Below are 14,860 nucleotides of genomic sequence, written 5' to 3' on the forward strand. Positions count from 1 at the left end.
GGGGGTCATTGTTTTTGTTTGCAAAAAAACTTTGAAAACCTTTGAAAATAAAGATAAATAATCAAAAAGGAGCGTCAAAACTTGACACTACCCTACCGAAGAAGGAGGCAATTAATATGACTTTACTATTAAAAATGTTTATTATAGGTGGTATTTTTATTTTAAGCTCAAATCTAATAGGTATGGTTCTGGGAATGTAAAATGATTACCAAAGTTCTTTCTCAGATACCTGGTAGAATGAGGATAAATGTTAAGAATCTATATAAGAACAATTATTTATTAGAGGGCCTTATTACACAGCTTGATACTAAATATGTTTATGCTGTGAAGGCAAATATCTATACTTCTAATGTGCTAATTATTTACGACAGTAATTTCCTTAAACCAATAGACATCCTTTCATCTATCCACCGATTAGAAAAGGATTTAACTAGTACAAAAAATTCAACGAGCCTCAATCATGCTACTAATTCAGCTAATTCAGTAAGTAAAAACATCTTTACTAAGACTCTAAAGCCTTTATTACTTGGAGGAATTGCTGCTGGCTTGTGGCAAGACCTTATTAAAGCTCCTGCGCTATTTACGGCTGATAGCTTAACTAATAATCTTCTGATATTAATTTTAGGTTATCCTTTGATTAATAAGTACGTAGAAAGTATTAACAATTGCAATAACATAAAAAGAGGCTTATTAGGTCTAGGGGTAATTGCACTGCCTCTATTAATGGGTCAGAGCTCTACAGCCCTATTAATTTTAACGATTCTCTATTTGCATGAATTAATAGATTTGCTTTTAAGCAATTACTTTGATAAAAAACTACAAATGAGTACTGGTGTTTCAGATGATTTAAAAGGAAGGGAATTTAATTATACCCTTAAGGAAATGAAAGCAAAAAAAAATACCCCAATTGTAACTCTTTTGGGTAAGCTAGAAAGCTTCAGTTTGTTATTAGGCCTAATTTTACTGGCTTTTACCAGAAACCCTATAGGATTATTATCTGCTATGCTTTTAACTATATTAAATCCAATTGAATTAGCTAGTAATTTATCCTATACCGTTGCCTACTATAACAGACTCAAGCATAATATTTACCTCAATAATATTGATAACCTACAAAACTTAATAATTATAGATACTGCAATATTTGTGATAAACCATTCTCAGTATATAAATTCTACAATCATAGAAAATCTAAGAGAAAGAGGAATTTTAGATATACGAGTTATCACAAATAATAATAATAATGTTAAATTAAAAAAGCTTGCCTCAGACTTAGGTATAGTGATTAAGTATTATAATCCCATAGTAGAAAATCTATTAAAAGAGGTTGAATTAATTAAGAATGACAATAAAAATATTGTCCTCATTGGTAACGACGAAAAACTAATAGAGTCTATTCTTGAAAAGACAAATAAATTAGATCTAAGTATCGTTATTAAAGAGGATTTTAATAAAGAGCTAAATTGTTTTGATATTATGATTTTAGGAAATAATATTTATATGTTAGGGGATTCCCTAGACTTTATTAAATATACCAATGAAAAAATATTGCAAAATCAACTAGTATCCTTTTGGACATATATATATTGTATAATTTTTAGTTTTAGTGGTGTTATACCACTATATACTTGGTTACTATCTATATTTAATAAAGTCTTTCTATACTTTAATTCTCTAACACAGCTAGAATATAAATATAGCATTAGCTAAGAGGGGATGAATTATGGATAAGCATAATGTAAAAACTAATATAAGTGAAGCTCTCTCTACTCTTATTGAAAATTTAGAAATATGTTTTCAGCATCTTGAAAAAAATCCTAATGATACGAATGAAATAGTTGACATGTGGAAGGAATTTGGCAACGAATTTGTAAAAGAGTCTATAATGCTGAGTGAAAAATATAATAACAAGGCTATAATTAAAGGGATCACTAAAATGTTAATATTTAAATGATAGGAGGAATCTGAATGAATATACTAAAGCCTTTTGGTAGTCAAAACTTTGTATTGGGAATAGGCATTGCCGCCCTTGGTTATTTGTTGGGCCCTACCCTAAAACAAGGGGCTAGAACAGTAGCTGTTAAAGGGGTGCAAGGAGCTATGATGGCTGGTAATACTGCATCCAATATAATGGAAACAGGTAAAGAAAATATGGGTAATTTGTTTGAAAGAATGACAGGTAATCAGAAAGAGTATATGCAAATGGAACAACACTTTCGACAAAATTTAATGAATGAAATCAAATCAGAAAGAGAGGAATATAATAGTGTTTTGAAGGAATTAGTAACAACCATGAAGAGCCTACAATCAGAGGTTCATTCCTTAAAAGATGCTAGTAATCATAATATTCAAAAAGAAAAAAGCTAATGGATTATAAAAAGATAATTATCTAAACTATTTAGATATATTATCTTTTTTTACACCATGAATGAACTAAGCAGCTAGTCTATTCTTCTTTATAGCTGAGTGATTAAAATAAAAATACTTATGATTGTAGTGCCTCTTAATGCGTAAATAATATCAGTTTCTATACTAGGCATTTGATTTTTGTACTCATTCTCTAAAAAGTAAATGGAGCTCAAAAAGCTATCCTTTACATATCTATTTATGTTCAGTTCTTTAAGGCTCAACAGTTTTTGTCTTTCCATTTTTATAAAAGCTTGATGGAGCTTCATTTCATATTTAAAATGATTTATGCTTCCATTAAACTCTTCTGATTGGTAGTAGTGGGCACTGCAAAAAAAGTCTGATAAGAAGTGGTTTATTACTCCTAAGCTTGAAGAAAACTCCTTTATATCTTCAACCTCTGATGATAGCAGCCTATTAATCTCATTAACTACAAAATATAAAGAATCCTTCATGCAATGGGATTTGATTAGCAGCCTATATACAATGTCAGGCTTTATATTGCCAATTATAAAACTGGTTCTATGGAGTTGTTTCATATTATATAATTCCTTGATATTATCAAAAACCTTTTGTCCGATAAGTATATGAGTTTTCAACATCATATGATCATCTCCTTAAGTTATTAAATATAAAACTCCCCAATGCTGTAAACTTTAAATCCTATCACCCTCTAAAATGAATCTTTTATAATTAAGAAAGAGACCTTCTATATTTATTGTAAATTACCCATATAAGCTAAGTATTAAATTAGTTTTAAATAACTGTTATTTTCTTATTAATTATATAGTGACCTCCATAACAACTACGAAAAATAACATAGAGTATCGTGGGTAGAAAACCGATGCTTTGGCCTTCCCTAATTATTACTCTGGAAAGCCTCCTTTGCTTGAAAACCAGAAAATATGATAATATAGTAGCATATAGATTCAACAATAGGAGGGATTACTGAAATGGATAATTTTCCTTCAATAGAAGAGGTCCATAGTTTATTAGATGAAATTGCCGAAGAGATTCCGAAGGATTTTTTCAATGAATTAAACGGAGGGATTCTTTTATTACCTGACCATAAGCTTCATCCAGAAAGTAGAAGTACCCATAAGCTTTACATTATGGGAGAATATCAGCGAAGCAGTAATTCTGGTAGATTGATCATTATTTATTATGGATCATTTAAAAAAGTACATCCTAGAATATCGAAGGCAGGGTTATATCAACTACTTAAGGATACTTTGTTACACGAGTTTACCCATCACTTAGAATCCTTGGCAGGCGAAAGGGCCTTAGAAGTAAAGGATGCTTATATGCTTGAAAGCTATAAACAGCAATATAAAAAGGATTAAAGTGGAATAATATAAAACCAGCATCCTTCGATGCTGGCACTTAATTATATTCCAATCTCCTGAATTTTTTCAGTGACCTTTTTAAACCTATCCTCCATGTCTTCTTCAATGAACTTCCCAAGCCTCATTTCACTAAGGATTTTACCATCCTTCATAAACAAAATACGCTCCGATTGAGCTGCCACCTTTGCATCATGGGTTACCAGCATAAGGGTAGTACCCTCTTTGTTAATGTCAGATAGTATGTTCATAATCTCTTGAGCAGATTTTGAGTTGAGGGCTCCAGTAGGCTCATCACCAAATATCATTTTAGGATTACTCATAAGGGCTCTACATATTCCCGCCCGTTGAAGTTGACCTCCTGAAACCTGCGTAATATCACGATTTTCCAAGTCCTCAATTCCCACCTTTTTCATAAGCTCCCTTGCTTTTTCTGTGATATTTGAAGTGTTTTTTCTGTTGTGTCTCATGGAAGGAAGAATAATGTTATCGAGGATATTGAGATTTTTCATTAAGGTTGGCTGTTGAAAAACAAAGCCCATTTTGATACTACGTAGGTCAGCAAGCTGATCTTCTCCTAGTTCTGATAGATCACCTTCATCAAAAACAACCCTTCCCTCATCAATGGCTTCCATTCCACTGAGGGCGTACATCAAAGTGGATTTTCCCGATCCAGAAGGTCCCATCACTGAAACAAAATCTCCTTCTTCTATTTCAATCGATACTCCATCTAGAATTTTGCGCTTTTCAACACCTAGTCCATAGGATTTTACGATATTTTCACCAATTAAAATCATTTTCATAATCTACTCCTTTATACTTTCAGTTATTTTTATCTGTCTAGCAACAGAAGTGGCGATCATTGTTGTAATCATTACCGATACTATCATTAGCAGTGGACACAGAATATAGGCCGAAAAGGGATTAACCTCAAACTGAAAGGAGGAGGCTCCAAACCCAGAGATCACCATACCTGCCAGTGTTTCTCCTAGGGTGTTGGCCATAAGGATTCCCAGGGCAACTCCTACTGTTAAAACCAATCCAGAACGGGAAAGATACTGAAGGGAAATATCCCTATTTGAAAAACCCAAGGCCTTCATTACTGCAATGGAGTATCTATCCTTTGCAATAAGCATTTTCATGAACAACAGTGTTACCAAAATAGTGATCATCAGTGCAATGATTATTGCTGCATAGGAGGCCTTTTCTACTGAACTCATTGTTGAGCCAAAGGTCTGGGTAATATATTCATCAATTTCCGAAACCTTAGCAAATTTAAAGGCTTCTGCATATTCATTAACCTTTCCAGAAGCAAGAGATTTATCATGTAACTCCCCGTAGATAACGTACCACATGATGTTATCAGAGTGATCCTTTAAAACAGCCTTTGCCGTTTTTCCTCCATTGGTAATGTCTGAATAAATTCCCCTTACAATAAGGTTCTTCTCCATCCCATCGATTAAAATGGTCATTACATCGCCCACCTCTTTGCCAAGTTCCTCGGCGTTTATAGATGAAAGGGCAATTTCGTCTTCAGCTATGGGTACAGTGCCCTGAGAATATTCAACAGGAAAGATTGAATGGTCACCAAGCTCTATCTTTATGCTCTCCTCTAACCCCTCCTCAGTTTTAATTTGGAAGGTCTTTGTTATTAGTACAGCATGCTTCGAGAAGTCCTTATCGCCTTTTATAGACTCTATCAGTTTTGCTGCCTTATGTGAAATATTGTCGGTCTGCTGAATGTCAATCCGGATATGGCTGCTTCCTATCCCCCTATAGGTGATGAAGCTTTTTGAGGAAATTGTAGTATATAGATTCTGGGGAACAATAATAATGAATACTGATAGTATAAGCACCAGCAGCATTGTTGTGTAAAGACCTTTCCTTACCAAGACATCCTTGATTCCCAGAAAAACATTGGTATTAAAAAACCGATTTCTCCACAGACTAAAACCCTTTGTGACTGCAGTTTTATCTTGTGATGTACCAAAGCGTATGGCTTCAGTAGCAGATATTTTGCTAAAGGGTTTCAATACTCTTCTTACATGTAGAATAATTGCGAAGAATACCAGAAGGACCCCGACTATTCCAAAGGGCAGAGCAAGATAAGAATTCTCTCCCTCCCCCATAAAAAGCTTGATATTTTCTAAAAGCAACCCTCTGAAGAGAAGTGATAAGGTAAATCCCAGGGTACAGCCTACCCCTCCAATAGCTGCATATTTAGCTATATAAATCCTCTTTATATCTGAAATTCTTAGGCCTATGGCCTTCATCACTCCTATTTCCCTATAGTCGTCTTCAATTTTAGCAAGAAGAGTGAATCGTATACACATAAAGGCGATTGCAACTATTAGAAAGCTTATAAGAAGGATCACCGCAATCATCAACCCATCAGAAACTGCGTTAATTAATTTAAAAAGTCGATAAGTGATGGTTGGTCCGTTTCCTTCAAGGCCTGCGGAAGCATAAGCTGTTTCGAATGCACCAATACCTGACATATCCTTTAACCTAAACTGGATGAGATACTCGTTGGTTCCGTGGCTTTTTATTTCATTATAATCCTTTTGGCTTATAAGAAATCTCTTTGAGGAAGACAAGCTGGAGTTCATTTGGGAATCCCTAAGAAAACCTGCAATGGTAAACTCCTTTCCCAGGATTACTACCTTTTCTCCTACCTTTGTGGTGTTGTCCTTCATATAGCATATTGGAATGTAAATCTCACCGTCATCTACCTTTATGATATTCCCTTCAAGGTCAAGGAGAAAATCGAAATTTTTACTTTGAACTGACAACCCATTATCCTGAAGATTACCTCTAAGGGAGCCCTTATCAAATATAATGCTATCACCATCAACATTTAGAAACTCCAGCACTTGAAAGTCATCGACATTACCATTCTCCTCTGCAAAAACCGTAAGTCGATTAATATCAATTACCCCTGAATGCATTTGCATAAAATGCGGGGTCTTTGCCTTCGTCATAAGGGTATCTATCGACCCCGTAAGATTTACCATGAGTATCGCTGCCAGTGATACAAGCATAGCTGCAGTGGCCACAAATAGCATTGTTATAAGGGTTATCCCTTTTCTCCGTAGAATATCATTTTTAATAATTTTTAAATACATAATACACCTCTATTCCCAAGCTTTATTTTTTTAATGTGTCTAACTTGTAAAATTTGGTATTGGATACCCCTTTCATATACTAAGTTTTTCACCTCTCCATAAGAACTACGGGACTAATGGTTTTTTGTTTATAAAAGTTTGTGAATAACTTAAATTAGTAAATTTAAATAAACCAGTACCAAACAAAAGGCAAAGCTTACAACATTATGATAATAGGCATATTTCAAAAGGCCTTTGGTGTTACTAAAGTCTTTTATTATTGTAAATGTAAAATTCACTAGGGCTGTGACAGTAATAACCCATGCCCCTAGATGAATATAAAATTTATAAGCTAAAAGGTTATATTCCATTATGCCTATTAAGATCATCCAGACCAAAGCAACTAGTGAAACCATCTGAACAATTGACATGAGCGTAAACATTGTAAATCTTAACTTCTTCCTTAAAGCACCAATAATTGATATTACTATGAAAGTAATGGTACTAAGGGCAAACAGGAGAGTTATTGTTAAAATTACAAGCTTATTCTCCAATGTATTAACCCTTATATAGGATTGGGAAAAGTCGGTAGCCATTATGGTTTTACCGCCTTTTTCAAAGAACTTAACCGTACCGATGGGGGTATCATAGGCATTATTCCCTAAGTGGGTAATTCTTTCACTGTTAATTGTAAATCCTTTTGATACAGATCCTGATATCTTCATTGTTTTACCAGGATATAAAAATCTTAACAGCTTTTCTTCTGTCCTAAAGCTGGACCAAGCATTAACGTAGAGTCCCTCAATCTCTATATTAGCTCCTGCTTCTTGTATAGGCTTCACCTTTTCTCCCAATAGTTGATCTGTCATTATGGCTGTTGTTCGATTGATTTCTTCCTCTGGAACATAGGTATTAAATGAAAGAAATAAGCCAGCTTTTTTTTCTGGATATAAGAGGATTCTGGAATAAAAATGTAGGGTTTCTCCTTTTTTCTCAAAATATTCGCTACCATTTCTTGATTTTCTGTTCCATACATAGCCTATTCCACCCAATTCATCAGCCATATAATGCTGCCTTTCAAAGAGCTTAGCTTTATTTTCCCTCCGCAAAATATCCTCTTCATCCTTCAACAACCACTGGATATATTTACTCATATCTTCAGCGGTGGAAACTGCTGAACCTTCAGGATATAGGTTGATAAAAACATCCATAGTCTCCTCTCCATTTGGCAAATAAGCCTTGGAAACATAGACAGTATCCTGCATATGAAGAAAGGTAGTTCTCTTCATTCCCAAAGGTAAAAAGATTTTCTCCCTACAATAATCTGCAAAATCCATACCTGTTGCCCTTTCAATTACATAAGCAGCCAATCCTATACCATAATTTGAATAAGAAGCTAAGTCCCCGGGATTCAATATCTGTTCTGGGATATATTTTTTTACTGCAAGTGACAATGGCTCTGTATCGCTTACATTTTCCACCACCATCCCGGAGATGGTTTCCTCAAATCCTGCAGTATGGGTTAGTAGATTATGCATGGTTACTGGATATTTCAATTTTGGAAAATCATCCTCTAAATATGCTGATATGTCCTTGTGGATATCTAAAACACCCTCTTCCATAGCAATAAGAGCAGCAACTGCCACAAAGGTTTTAGAAACAGAACCTATTCTAAAACCTGTGGTGTAGCCATCAGCTTTCATATTTTCCAACTGATCTGCATAGCCATATCCTTTGACCCCCACTGCTTCACCATCTATAACTAGGGAAGTAATTGCACCCTTAGCCTTTCCTTGGTTGACAATGTCTTCGATCCTTTCATTCAGGGTATTTTTAATACTTGCATCAGTATCCATAGTTTCAACCACATTTGCCAAGCTACTGGATATATTTATACATAAAAGTAACGCAATTATCGTTATTATTGTTATTGATTTACGCATTTTTTTAACCTCCATAATCTAACTTATTTCTAATAAAAACAATCATTGACTCCTTAAATAGATACACCATTCATCATAAATTTGGCTTTCTGATTTGCCAAATACTTCTTCATAGCTACCTTGACCTGCTGCATAAGCTATAACCTTATCCCAGCCATAGATATTATCTAAGAACTCAATATATTTGTAAGAGAAGGCATAGCCTCCCATACTCGCAAACTTTAGACCATTATTTGTATCCATATCACTTATGGAGGGTATAGTCCTTGATTTATAGTCATAATCATCAGGGATTTGACCTGCAAGATAGGTTGCAAGGCCATTATCCCAAAAATAGGATAGTTTTTTATTGATGCGATAATTAATGGCATGGACAAGCTCATGAAGGGTTGCTGTAAGAATGCTATCATGAGTATGACCTTTCACTGGAGTATTGGGTGAAACCATCATAATATTTCCCCAATGACTATCCCCTATGTGCCATGATGGGGCAAATGTAAGGGTGATAAAGCCAGCTTCTCTTATTGCCAACTGATTTTGAGTCTTGTAAATATAAACATCTATCGGCTCCTCCCTTGGGAATTTCATCTTTTCATAAATTTCATCAGACTTCTCAGATAAAAGATCAAAGACCTCCCTTGCACCCTTTTCGTCACTGGGCTGATAGTAAAGATTAATAAAATAACTTTTTAGTGTTTTACTTCCCCAGGGCTTTAAGATAAATGCAGGTAGGGTTTGAAGAACTAAAAGCAGTAATACTGATGTTACAATCATAAACAACCTTCCTTTTTTCTTTTTCATTTAAATCTCTCCTAACTTTTAATTTTCAAGTAATTTTAGCAACCCACTATCCACTGATATACATTGGAAAAAGAAAAGCTGCTAATCTATAATAGTAGTATAGATTAACAGCTTTAATTGAAGCTTATCAGTACCTTAAAAAATCCTTAAATCAGATTTTAGGAAGAGTAATAATAAATTTACAACCTTTACCTAAATCTGAATCTAAAGCAATCCCTCCACCATGGATTTCAATAATTTTCTTTACAATGGCAAGGCCTAGTCCACTTCCCCCAGTTTCAGAATTTCTTGTTACATCTACCCTTGCAAAGGGTTTGAAGATTTCCTCTGAAAGCTCCTTCGGGATCCCTTTACCCTCATCCTCTAACGTGATTTCAACATAATCTTCATAATCCTTTAATGCTATTGATAATCTTCCTCCTCTTTCACAGTAACGGATGGAATTATCAAAAAGGTTGTCAAACACCCTGTCCATCTCTTTTTCGTCAATAGGAAGATATATCTCACCCTCAGGGATCTCGAAATCATAAGTAAAGCCCTCTGATTCAAGTGTTTCAACAAACTTAGCCAACTTAACTCGCAAATACTCGGCGATATCCACTCTTACAATATTTAATTTATATTCGGGACTTTCTAGCTTGGAAAGTTCAAATAGATTTGTAATCAATGAGTTTGCACGACTGCTGTTTTGATAGATTGCTCTGATTTGATTTTCTTTTGCATCATCGGGATTATTGAGACAATATTCAGCGTAGCCCATAATAACCGCAAGGGGATTTTTAAGATCATGGGCTATATCCAGAGTCAGTTGTCGTCTAGTATTCTCTAATTTTTTTCTTAATTCAATTTCTTCTTGTATTTTATCTGCCATTTCATTAAAGGATCTGCCTAAATCACCAAATTCATTTTTTATATCCATATCCGCCCTTGCAGAATAGTCACCATTTCTTAATCTATTGGCACTTTCTCGAAGGCGAGCTAGCGGTTTGGTAAAGCTGGTGGCTGTCATTCTGGAATAAATGATGGTGCTAATAGCAAGCATTAATAAATAAACTAAGGCAACCCCACCTGTAAACCAAACTACTTCTTTGGAATCAACAGATTTATATAAGCTATTATGGGTTACATTAAAATCAATCCTCAATGATGTTGGAAAGGTTATGATTAACCAAAACCTTTCTTCTTCATTATAAGCAATACTATAGCTATAATTTCTTTTAGTACTTTGGGCTTGAGTCAAAAAATCCGTAAATTCCGAGGCAGTAAGTTGTCCTTTGGAAAAATGATTTATACCCTTACTAAATACAACCCTATATTCTGAATCAATTACTTGTAACCCTCCATTATTCCTTAGGACATCCATATACTCAATTTCCGATACATTATCCTTCATTAATGAATAGGCAGTATAATGATTCTTCACCAGTTTATTATCAAGGATTTGCGAAACAAAGGTTAAAATGTAAAGTGCTGTAGTAGCAATTATTGTAGTGATTACAAACATTAATATGTAATGAATCATCAAACGATTTTTTACTCTCACGCTTATTCCAAATCTCCTTTGCAGAACTTATACCCTACACCCTTAATAGTCTTGATATAAACTGGATTATGGGGGTCTGCTTCTATTTTGTTCCTTATTCGGCTAATATGTACCATAATTGTATTATCATCATATAAATAGTCATCCTCCCAAGCTGCGGAATAAAGCTGTTTTTTTGTAAAGACCCTTTCAGGATTCTCCATAAAGGACTTAAGAATTGAGAACTCCTTGGCATTTAATTCAATCTTGACACCATTTTTACTAACACACCAACCATCTATATCTAAGGTTAACTCACCAATGGTTAGAAGGGTAGATTTTTGATTTATGGCATTTTCATAACTTCGTCTAAGTCGTGCTTCAATTCTAGCTATGAGCTCTGCCATACTGAAGGGCTTTACCAAATAGTCATCCGCACCTAGACCAAAGCCTAATACCTTATCCATTTCTTCTCCTCTAGCGGTAAGGATAATAATTGGAATGCTACTGGTTTCTCGTATTTTTCGTAGGAGGTTTAGCCCATCAAGAATCGGCATCATAATATCAAATATTGCAAGATCGATTTTATTTTTGTAAAAGACTTCTAAAGCTTCATTCCCATCCTTGGCACAGAAAACCTTATATCCTTCTTTTTCAAGATTTATCCTCAGAAGCTCTCTAATATCCTTTTCATCTTCAGCTATTAAAATCTTCATAAAACCCTCCATAGTTTCTGATCTTTTTAATACTTAGTAAAGCCTTCTTCTTCATAAAAAAATCTAATCCATTTATTATAAGGTATCATATTCTACAGATTTCTTCCAATTCCTTCTAAAAAACATCTCAAAGATGATAGCTATTTAGATACTTCTATAAGAGGAAAATTAATCTCCATTTATTTATCGAAACTTATTGGTTAAAAGAAAAATTGGGGGTATAAGTAACCATATAATTATATGATTTACAAGATTTTTAATTGAAAGGAGCAGGCTTATGAATAAATTTTATCATGAATTTATGAAACACATAGAATCAGAAGACAAAATAAGTTCCTTAAACTTTGTGTTAAATAAGCTTCAAAATAATGAGATAGATATTCTTACTCTATACAATGAATTACTTGCACCAGCACTAAATACTATGACACCCCATGAAAATGAAAGGGGTTTTATTTGGAAGGAGCATATCAGAAGCTCTATAGTTAGAACAATCATTGAAAATTGCTATCCCTATGTATTAAGAGAAAGGGATGAAAAGTACAAAAAGAAAAACAATCAAAGAGTTGCTGTTGTCTGCCCCACTGAGGAATACCATGAGATAGGCGCTAGAATGGTTACAGACTTTTTTACTCTGTTAGGTTATAATGCCACCTTTGTTGGTAGCAATACTCCTAAGGAGCAGTTTATAGAGATACTAGAGAGTATCCATTTTGATTATATAGCAATTAGTGTATCAAATTCTTATAATCTGATTGCAGCACGAAAAACTGTAGACAAAATAAAAGAACATCCCTCTGCTACTAAGATAATAGTGGGTGGAAGAGCTATTGAAAGAAAGGAATCCAACTATAAAGACATTGGAGCAGACTTTTACTTCAGTACTTTTAAAGACCTAGCTAATCTACATGAGGAGGGTAAAGAATGAAGCTTGCATTTCAAATTGCTGTACGATTCCTAAAATCAAGTAAGGGCCAGACCATACTCATCGCCTTGGGTATAGCAGTAGGGATTTCTGTGCAAATTTTTATTGGCTCGCTAATACAAGGACTGCAGGAGGGTCTTATTGATAAAACCATAGGCAATTCTCCTCAAATTACAATCAAATCAGATCATGAGGATAGGTTACTAGTCAACTTTAAGAACATTATTGATAAAGCAAAGTATTCTGATGAAAGGATTATTAATATTTCAGCAGTATCTGATAATCCTGCTTTAATTAAGGATAACGATAAAACCTATTCTGTACTAATAAGAGGAATGGATATAAACGCTTCAGATAAAATCTATAATATTAAAAGCAGAATTATTGAAGGTCGTGAAGCAAATAGTGTAGATGAAGTCATAGTTGGAATAAACCTTAAGGAAGAGTTGAAGGTAGATATAGGCGATAGCCTTCAGGTAATTACAAACTCTGGCGAAATCAATAGTCTAATCATAACCGGTTTCTTTGACCTTAAAGTGGCTAACCTGAACAAATCTTGGTTGATAACAACTCTGCAAACATCCGACAAAATATTTTCATTGAATAACAGAGTTACCGGTATTGAAATGCAAGTAAAGGATGTATTTAAGGCTGATGAAATAGCCTTAGGCCTTGACTCAATTTTTGATAACAGTTTTAGGATAACTAACTGGAAAGCAGAAAATCAAGAGCTCCTAAGTGGATTAAGCGGTCAGAGTATATCCAGCATTATGATTCAGGTCTTTGTGTTAATAGCTGTAGTGCTGGGGATAGCTAGTGTATTGGCAATTACAGTACTTCAGAAATCAAAGCAATTGGGCATCCTAAAAGCAATGGGAATAAAAGATAGAACTGCAAGTATGGTCTTTATATTTGAAGGCCTAATCCTAGGATTTCTAGGAGCTATATTGGGTGTAACAATAGGCCTCCTACTAGGCTACGTCTTTACGAAATTTGCATTAAACCCAGATGGGTCACCAATAGTCGCCCTGAATGCAAATTATGGCTTTATTGCCTTTTCTGCAGTGACTGCAATAACGGTTTCCACTATAGCAGCATTGATTCCTGCATGGCGTTCTTCCAAACTAAATCCTATTGAGGTGATTAAAAATGGCTAATATAATTGAGTTAAATAATATAAATAAGATCTATGGCTTAGCCATTAAAACCCAGGTATTATTCGATATTAATTTATCCATCGAAGAAGGAAGCTTTAACTCTATTATTGGAACCTCTGGCAGTGGTAAAAGCACCCTTCTAAACATCATTGGTACTTTAGACAAACCCACTTCTGGGGAGGTTTACATTGAAGGAAAAAGAACTGATTTGATGAAGAAAAACCCTCTTGCAGAGCTTCGTAATCAGACCATAGGCTTTATATTTCAATTTCATTACCTATTACCAGAATTTACTGCACTAGAAAATGTATTAATGCCTTATAAAATTAAATCAACAACCCTTTCGAGAGATAGTATTAGAAGAGCAGAAGAATTATTAGATATAGTTGGATTAAAGAAGGTTAAAAATAGTTTGGCAACAAACATGTCAGGGGGACAGCAACAAAGAACCGCCATTGCTAGAGCATTGATGAATAACCCTCGGATTATATTGGCAGATGAACCAACTGGCAACCTTGACTCAGAGTCTACAGAAAACATATACAACATTATGAGGGATATAAACAAAAAATTTGGAACAACCTTTGTGGTCATAACCCATGATAGAAGAATAGCAGAAAAAGCTAACAGAATAATAGAAATCAAGGACGGTAAAATTGGCATGGACATTCGGTAAACATTATAGAAATATTCTATATTCATTAGTATTAGTTAAGGAAGCTACAAATAAAATAACCATCAAAACCCTACTGCACTTCACAGTAGGGTTTATTTTCTTGTTTAATAGGAAAGTTCTCTTTTTTCCTATTAAATGGGGGATTTTAAGGGGGTAACCCCCTTATAAAAATAAGGAGAGTACAAGGAAGTGTCCTAGAGAACGCATGGGTTCTCTGGAAAACAAAAGCATTTTAACCATAGAAAATTAACGCATGAAATGCTTTTG

14 protein-coding genes are annotated in these 14,860 nt (G+C 34.4%); 7 read left to right on the forward strand and 7 right to left on the reverse strand.

The genetic code is table 11. The features are described from left to right. The first annotated feature begins 201 nt into the window (after nt 1–201). From F8153_RS15090 to F8153_RS15100, 3 genes are read left to right on the forward strand one after another with little or no spacing between them, the layout of a single operon-like run. A complete protein-coding gene (locus tag F8153_RS15090; protein ID WP_151867191.1) occupies nt 202–1,710 on the forward strand; it encodes an HMA2 domain-containing protein in 1,509 nt (502 codons plus the stop codon). Nucleotides 1,711–1,723: 13 nt separating this feature from the next. Continuing rightward, nucleotides 1,724–1,954, forward strand: coding sequence for a hypothetical protein (locus tag F8153_RS15095; RefSeq protein WP_151867192.1), 231 nt, complete (start codon nt 1,724–1,726; stop codon nt 1,952–1,954). 14 nt (nt 1,955–1,968) lie between these two features. Continuing rightward, nucleotides 1,969–2,367: a hypothetical protein gene (locus F8153_RS15100; protein WP_151867193.1), complete on the forward strand. Its 399-nt coding sequence runs from the start codon at nt 1,969–1,971 to the stop codon at nt 2,365–2,367. 89 nt (nt 2,368–2,456) lie between these two features. On the opposite strand, the gene F8153_RS15105 is transcribed toward F8153_RS15100, so the two are convergent. Next, entirely contained in the window at nt 2,457–3,011 is a 555-nt protein-coding gene (locus F8153_RS15105; RefSeq protein ID WP_151867194.1) for a zinc dependent phospholipase C family protein, read from the reverse strand. Nucleotides 3,012–3,359: 348 nt separating this feature from the next. Between F8153_RS15105 and F8153_RS15110 the strand changes: the two genes are divergently transcribed. After that, the gene (locus F8153_RS15110; RefSeq protein ID WP_151867195.1) at nt 3,360–3,749 is read left to right on the forward strand and encodes a metallopeptidase family protein; all 390 of its coding nucleotides are present in this window, start codon (nt 3,360–3,362) and stop codon (nt 3,747–3,749) included. A gap of 44 nt (nt 3,750–3,793) precedes the next feature. On the opposite strand, the gene F8153_RS15115 is transcribed toward F8153_RS15110, so the two are convergent. The 6 genes from F8153_RS15115 to F8153_RS15140 all read right to left on the reverse strand — a co-directional run bounded on the left by F8153_RS15115 (nt 3,794) and on the right by F8153_RS15140 (nt 11,835). Continuing rightward, a complete protein-coding gene (locus F8153_RS15115; protein WP_151867196.1) occupies nt 3,794–4,552 on the reverse strand; it encodes an ABC transporter ATP-binding protein in 759 nt (252 codons plus the stop codon). 3 nt (nt 4,553–4,555) lie between these two features. After that, the gene (locus tag F8153_RS15120; RefSeq protein WP_151867197.1) at nt 4,556–6,874 is read right to left on the reverse strand and encodes an ABC transporter permease; all 2,319 of its coding nucleotides are present in this window, start codon (nt 6,872–6,874) and stop codon (nt 4,556–4,558) included. Nucleotides 6,875–7,023: 149 nt separating this feature from the next. After that, nucleotides 7,024–8,796, reverse strand: coding sequence for a serine hydrolase domain-containing protein (locus tag F8153_RS15125; protein ID WP_192929853.1), 1,773 nt, complete (start codon nt 8,794–8,796; stop codon nt 7,024–7,026). A 42-nt stretch (nt 8,797–8,838) separates the two neighbouring features. Continuing rightward, nucleotides 8,839–9,597, reverse strand: coding sequence for a hypothetical protein (locus F8153_RS15130; RefSeq protein WP_151867199.1), 759 nt, complete (start codon nt 9,595–9,597; stop codon nt 8,839–8,841). Nucleotides 9,598–9,748: 151 nt separating this feature from the next. After that, a complete protein-coding gene (locus F8153_RS15135; RefSeq protein WP_151867200.1) occupies nt 9,749–11,140 on the reverse strand; it encodes a HAMP domain-containing sensor histidine kinase in 1,392 nt (463 codons plus the stop codon). Nucleotides 11,141–11,142: 2 nt separating this feature from the next. Then, entirely contained in the window at nt 11,143–11,835 is a 693-nt protein-coding gene (locus tag F8153_RS15140) for a response regulator transcription factor (RefSeq protein ID WP_151867201.1), read from the reverse strand. 277 nt (nt 11,836–12,112) lie between these two features. On the opposite strand from F8153_RS15140, the gene F8153_RS15145 reads away from it, so the two are divergent. From F8153_RS15145 to F8153_RS15155, 3 genes are read left to right on the forward strand one after another with little or no spacing between them, the layout of a single operon-like run. Further along, nucleotides 12,113–12,763: a cobalamin B12-binding domain-containing protein gene (locus F8153_RS15145; protein WP_151867202.1), complete on the forward strand. Its 651-nt coding sequence runs from the start codon at nt 12,113–12,115 to the stop codon at nt 12,761–12,763. Then, nucleotides 12,760–13,917, forward strand: a complete 1,158-nt coding sequence (locus F8153_RS15150; RefSeq protein ID WP_151867203.1) for an ABC transporter permease — start codon at nt 12,760–12,762, stop codon at nt 13,915–13,917. The genes F8153_RS15145 and F8153_RS15150 overlap by 4 nt, the downstream gene beginning before the upstream one ends. After that, the gene (locus F8153_RS15155) at nt 13,910–14,593 is read left to right on the forward strand and encodes an ABC transporter ATP-binding protein (protein WP_151867204.1); all 684 of its coding nucleotides are present in this window, start codon (nt 13,910–13,912) and stop codon (nt 14,591–14,593) included. The genes F8153_RS15150 and F8153_RS15155 overlap by 8 nt, the downstream gene beginning before the upstream one ends. Nucleotides 14,594–14,860: the final 267 nt, after the last annotated feature.

This window comes from Alkaliphilus serpentinus, assembly GCF_009017255.1.
Classification (GTDB): domain Bacteria; phylum Bacillota; class Clostridia; order Peptostreptococcales; family Natronincolaceae; genus Alkaliphilus_D; species Alkaliphilus_D serpentinus.

Excerpts from the sequence above, each read along its gene's own strand:
- F8153_RS15090 (WP_151867191.1), top strand. The coding sequence starts at position 202 with ATGATTACCAAAGTTCTTTCTCAGATACCTGGTAGAATGAGGATAAAT.
- F8153_RS15095 (WP_151867192.1), top strand. The coding sequence starts at position 1,724 with ATGGATAAGCATAATGTAAAAACTAATATAAGTGAAGCTCTCTCTACT.
- F8153_RS15100 (WP_151867193.1), top strand. The coding sequence starts at position 1,969 with ATGAATATACTAAAGCCTTTTGGTAGTCAAAACTTTGTATTGGGAATA.
- F8153_RS15105 (WP_151867194.1), bottom strand. The coding sequence starts at position 3,011 with ATGATGTTGAAAACTCATATACTTATCGGACAAAAGGTTTTTGATAAT.
- F8153_RS15110 (WP_151867195.1), top strand. The coding sequence starts at position 3,360 with ATGGATAATTTTCCTTCAATAGAAGAGGTCCATAGTTTATTAGATGAA.
- F8153_RS15115 (WP_151867196.1), bottom strand. The coding sequence starts at position 4,552 with ATGAAAATGATTTTAATTGGTGAAAATATCGTAAAATCCTATGGACTA.
- F8153_RS15120 (WP_151867197.1), bottom strand. The coding sequence starts at position 6,874 with ATGTATTTAAAAATTATTAAAAATGATATTCTACGGAGAAAAGGGATA.
- F8153_RS15125 (WP_192929853.1), bottom strand. The coding sequence starts at position 8,796 with ATGCGTAAATCAATAACAATAATAACGATAATTGCGTTACTTTTATGT.
- F8153_RS15130 (WP_151867199.1), bottom strand. The coding sequence starts at position 9,597 with ATGAAAAAGAAAAAAGGAAGGTTGTTTATGATTGTAACATCAGTATTA.
- F8153_RS15140 (WP_151867201.1), bottom strand. The coding sequence starts at position 11,835 with ATGAAGATTTTAATAGCTGAAGATGAAAAGGATATTAGAGAGCTTCTG.
- F8153_RS15145 (WP_151867202.1), top strand. The coding sequence starts at position 12,113 with ATGAATAAATTTTATCATGAATTTATGAAACACATAGAATCAGAAGAC.
- F8153_RS15150 (WP_151867203.1), top strand. The coding sequence starts at position 12,760 with ATGAAGCTTGCATTTCAAATTGCTGTACGATTCCTAAAATCAAGTAAG.
- F8153_RS15155 (WP_151867204.1), top strand. The coding sequence starts at position 13,910 with ATGGCTAATATAATTGAGTTAAATAATATAAATAAGATCTATGGCTTA.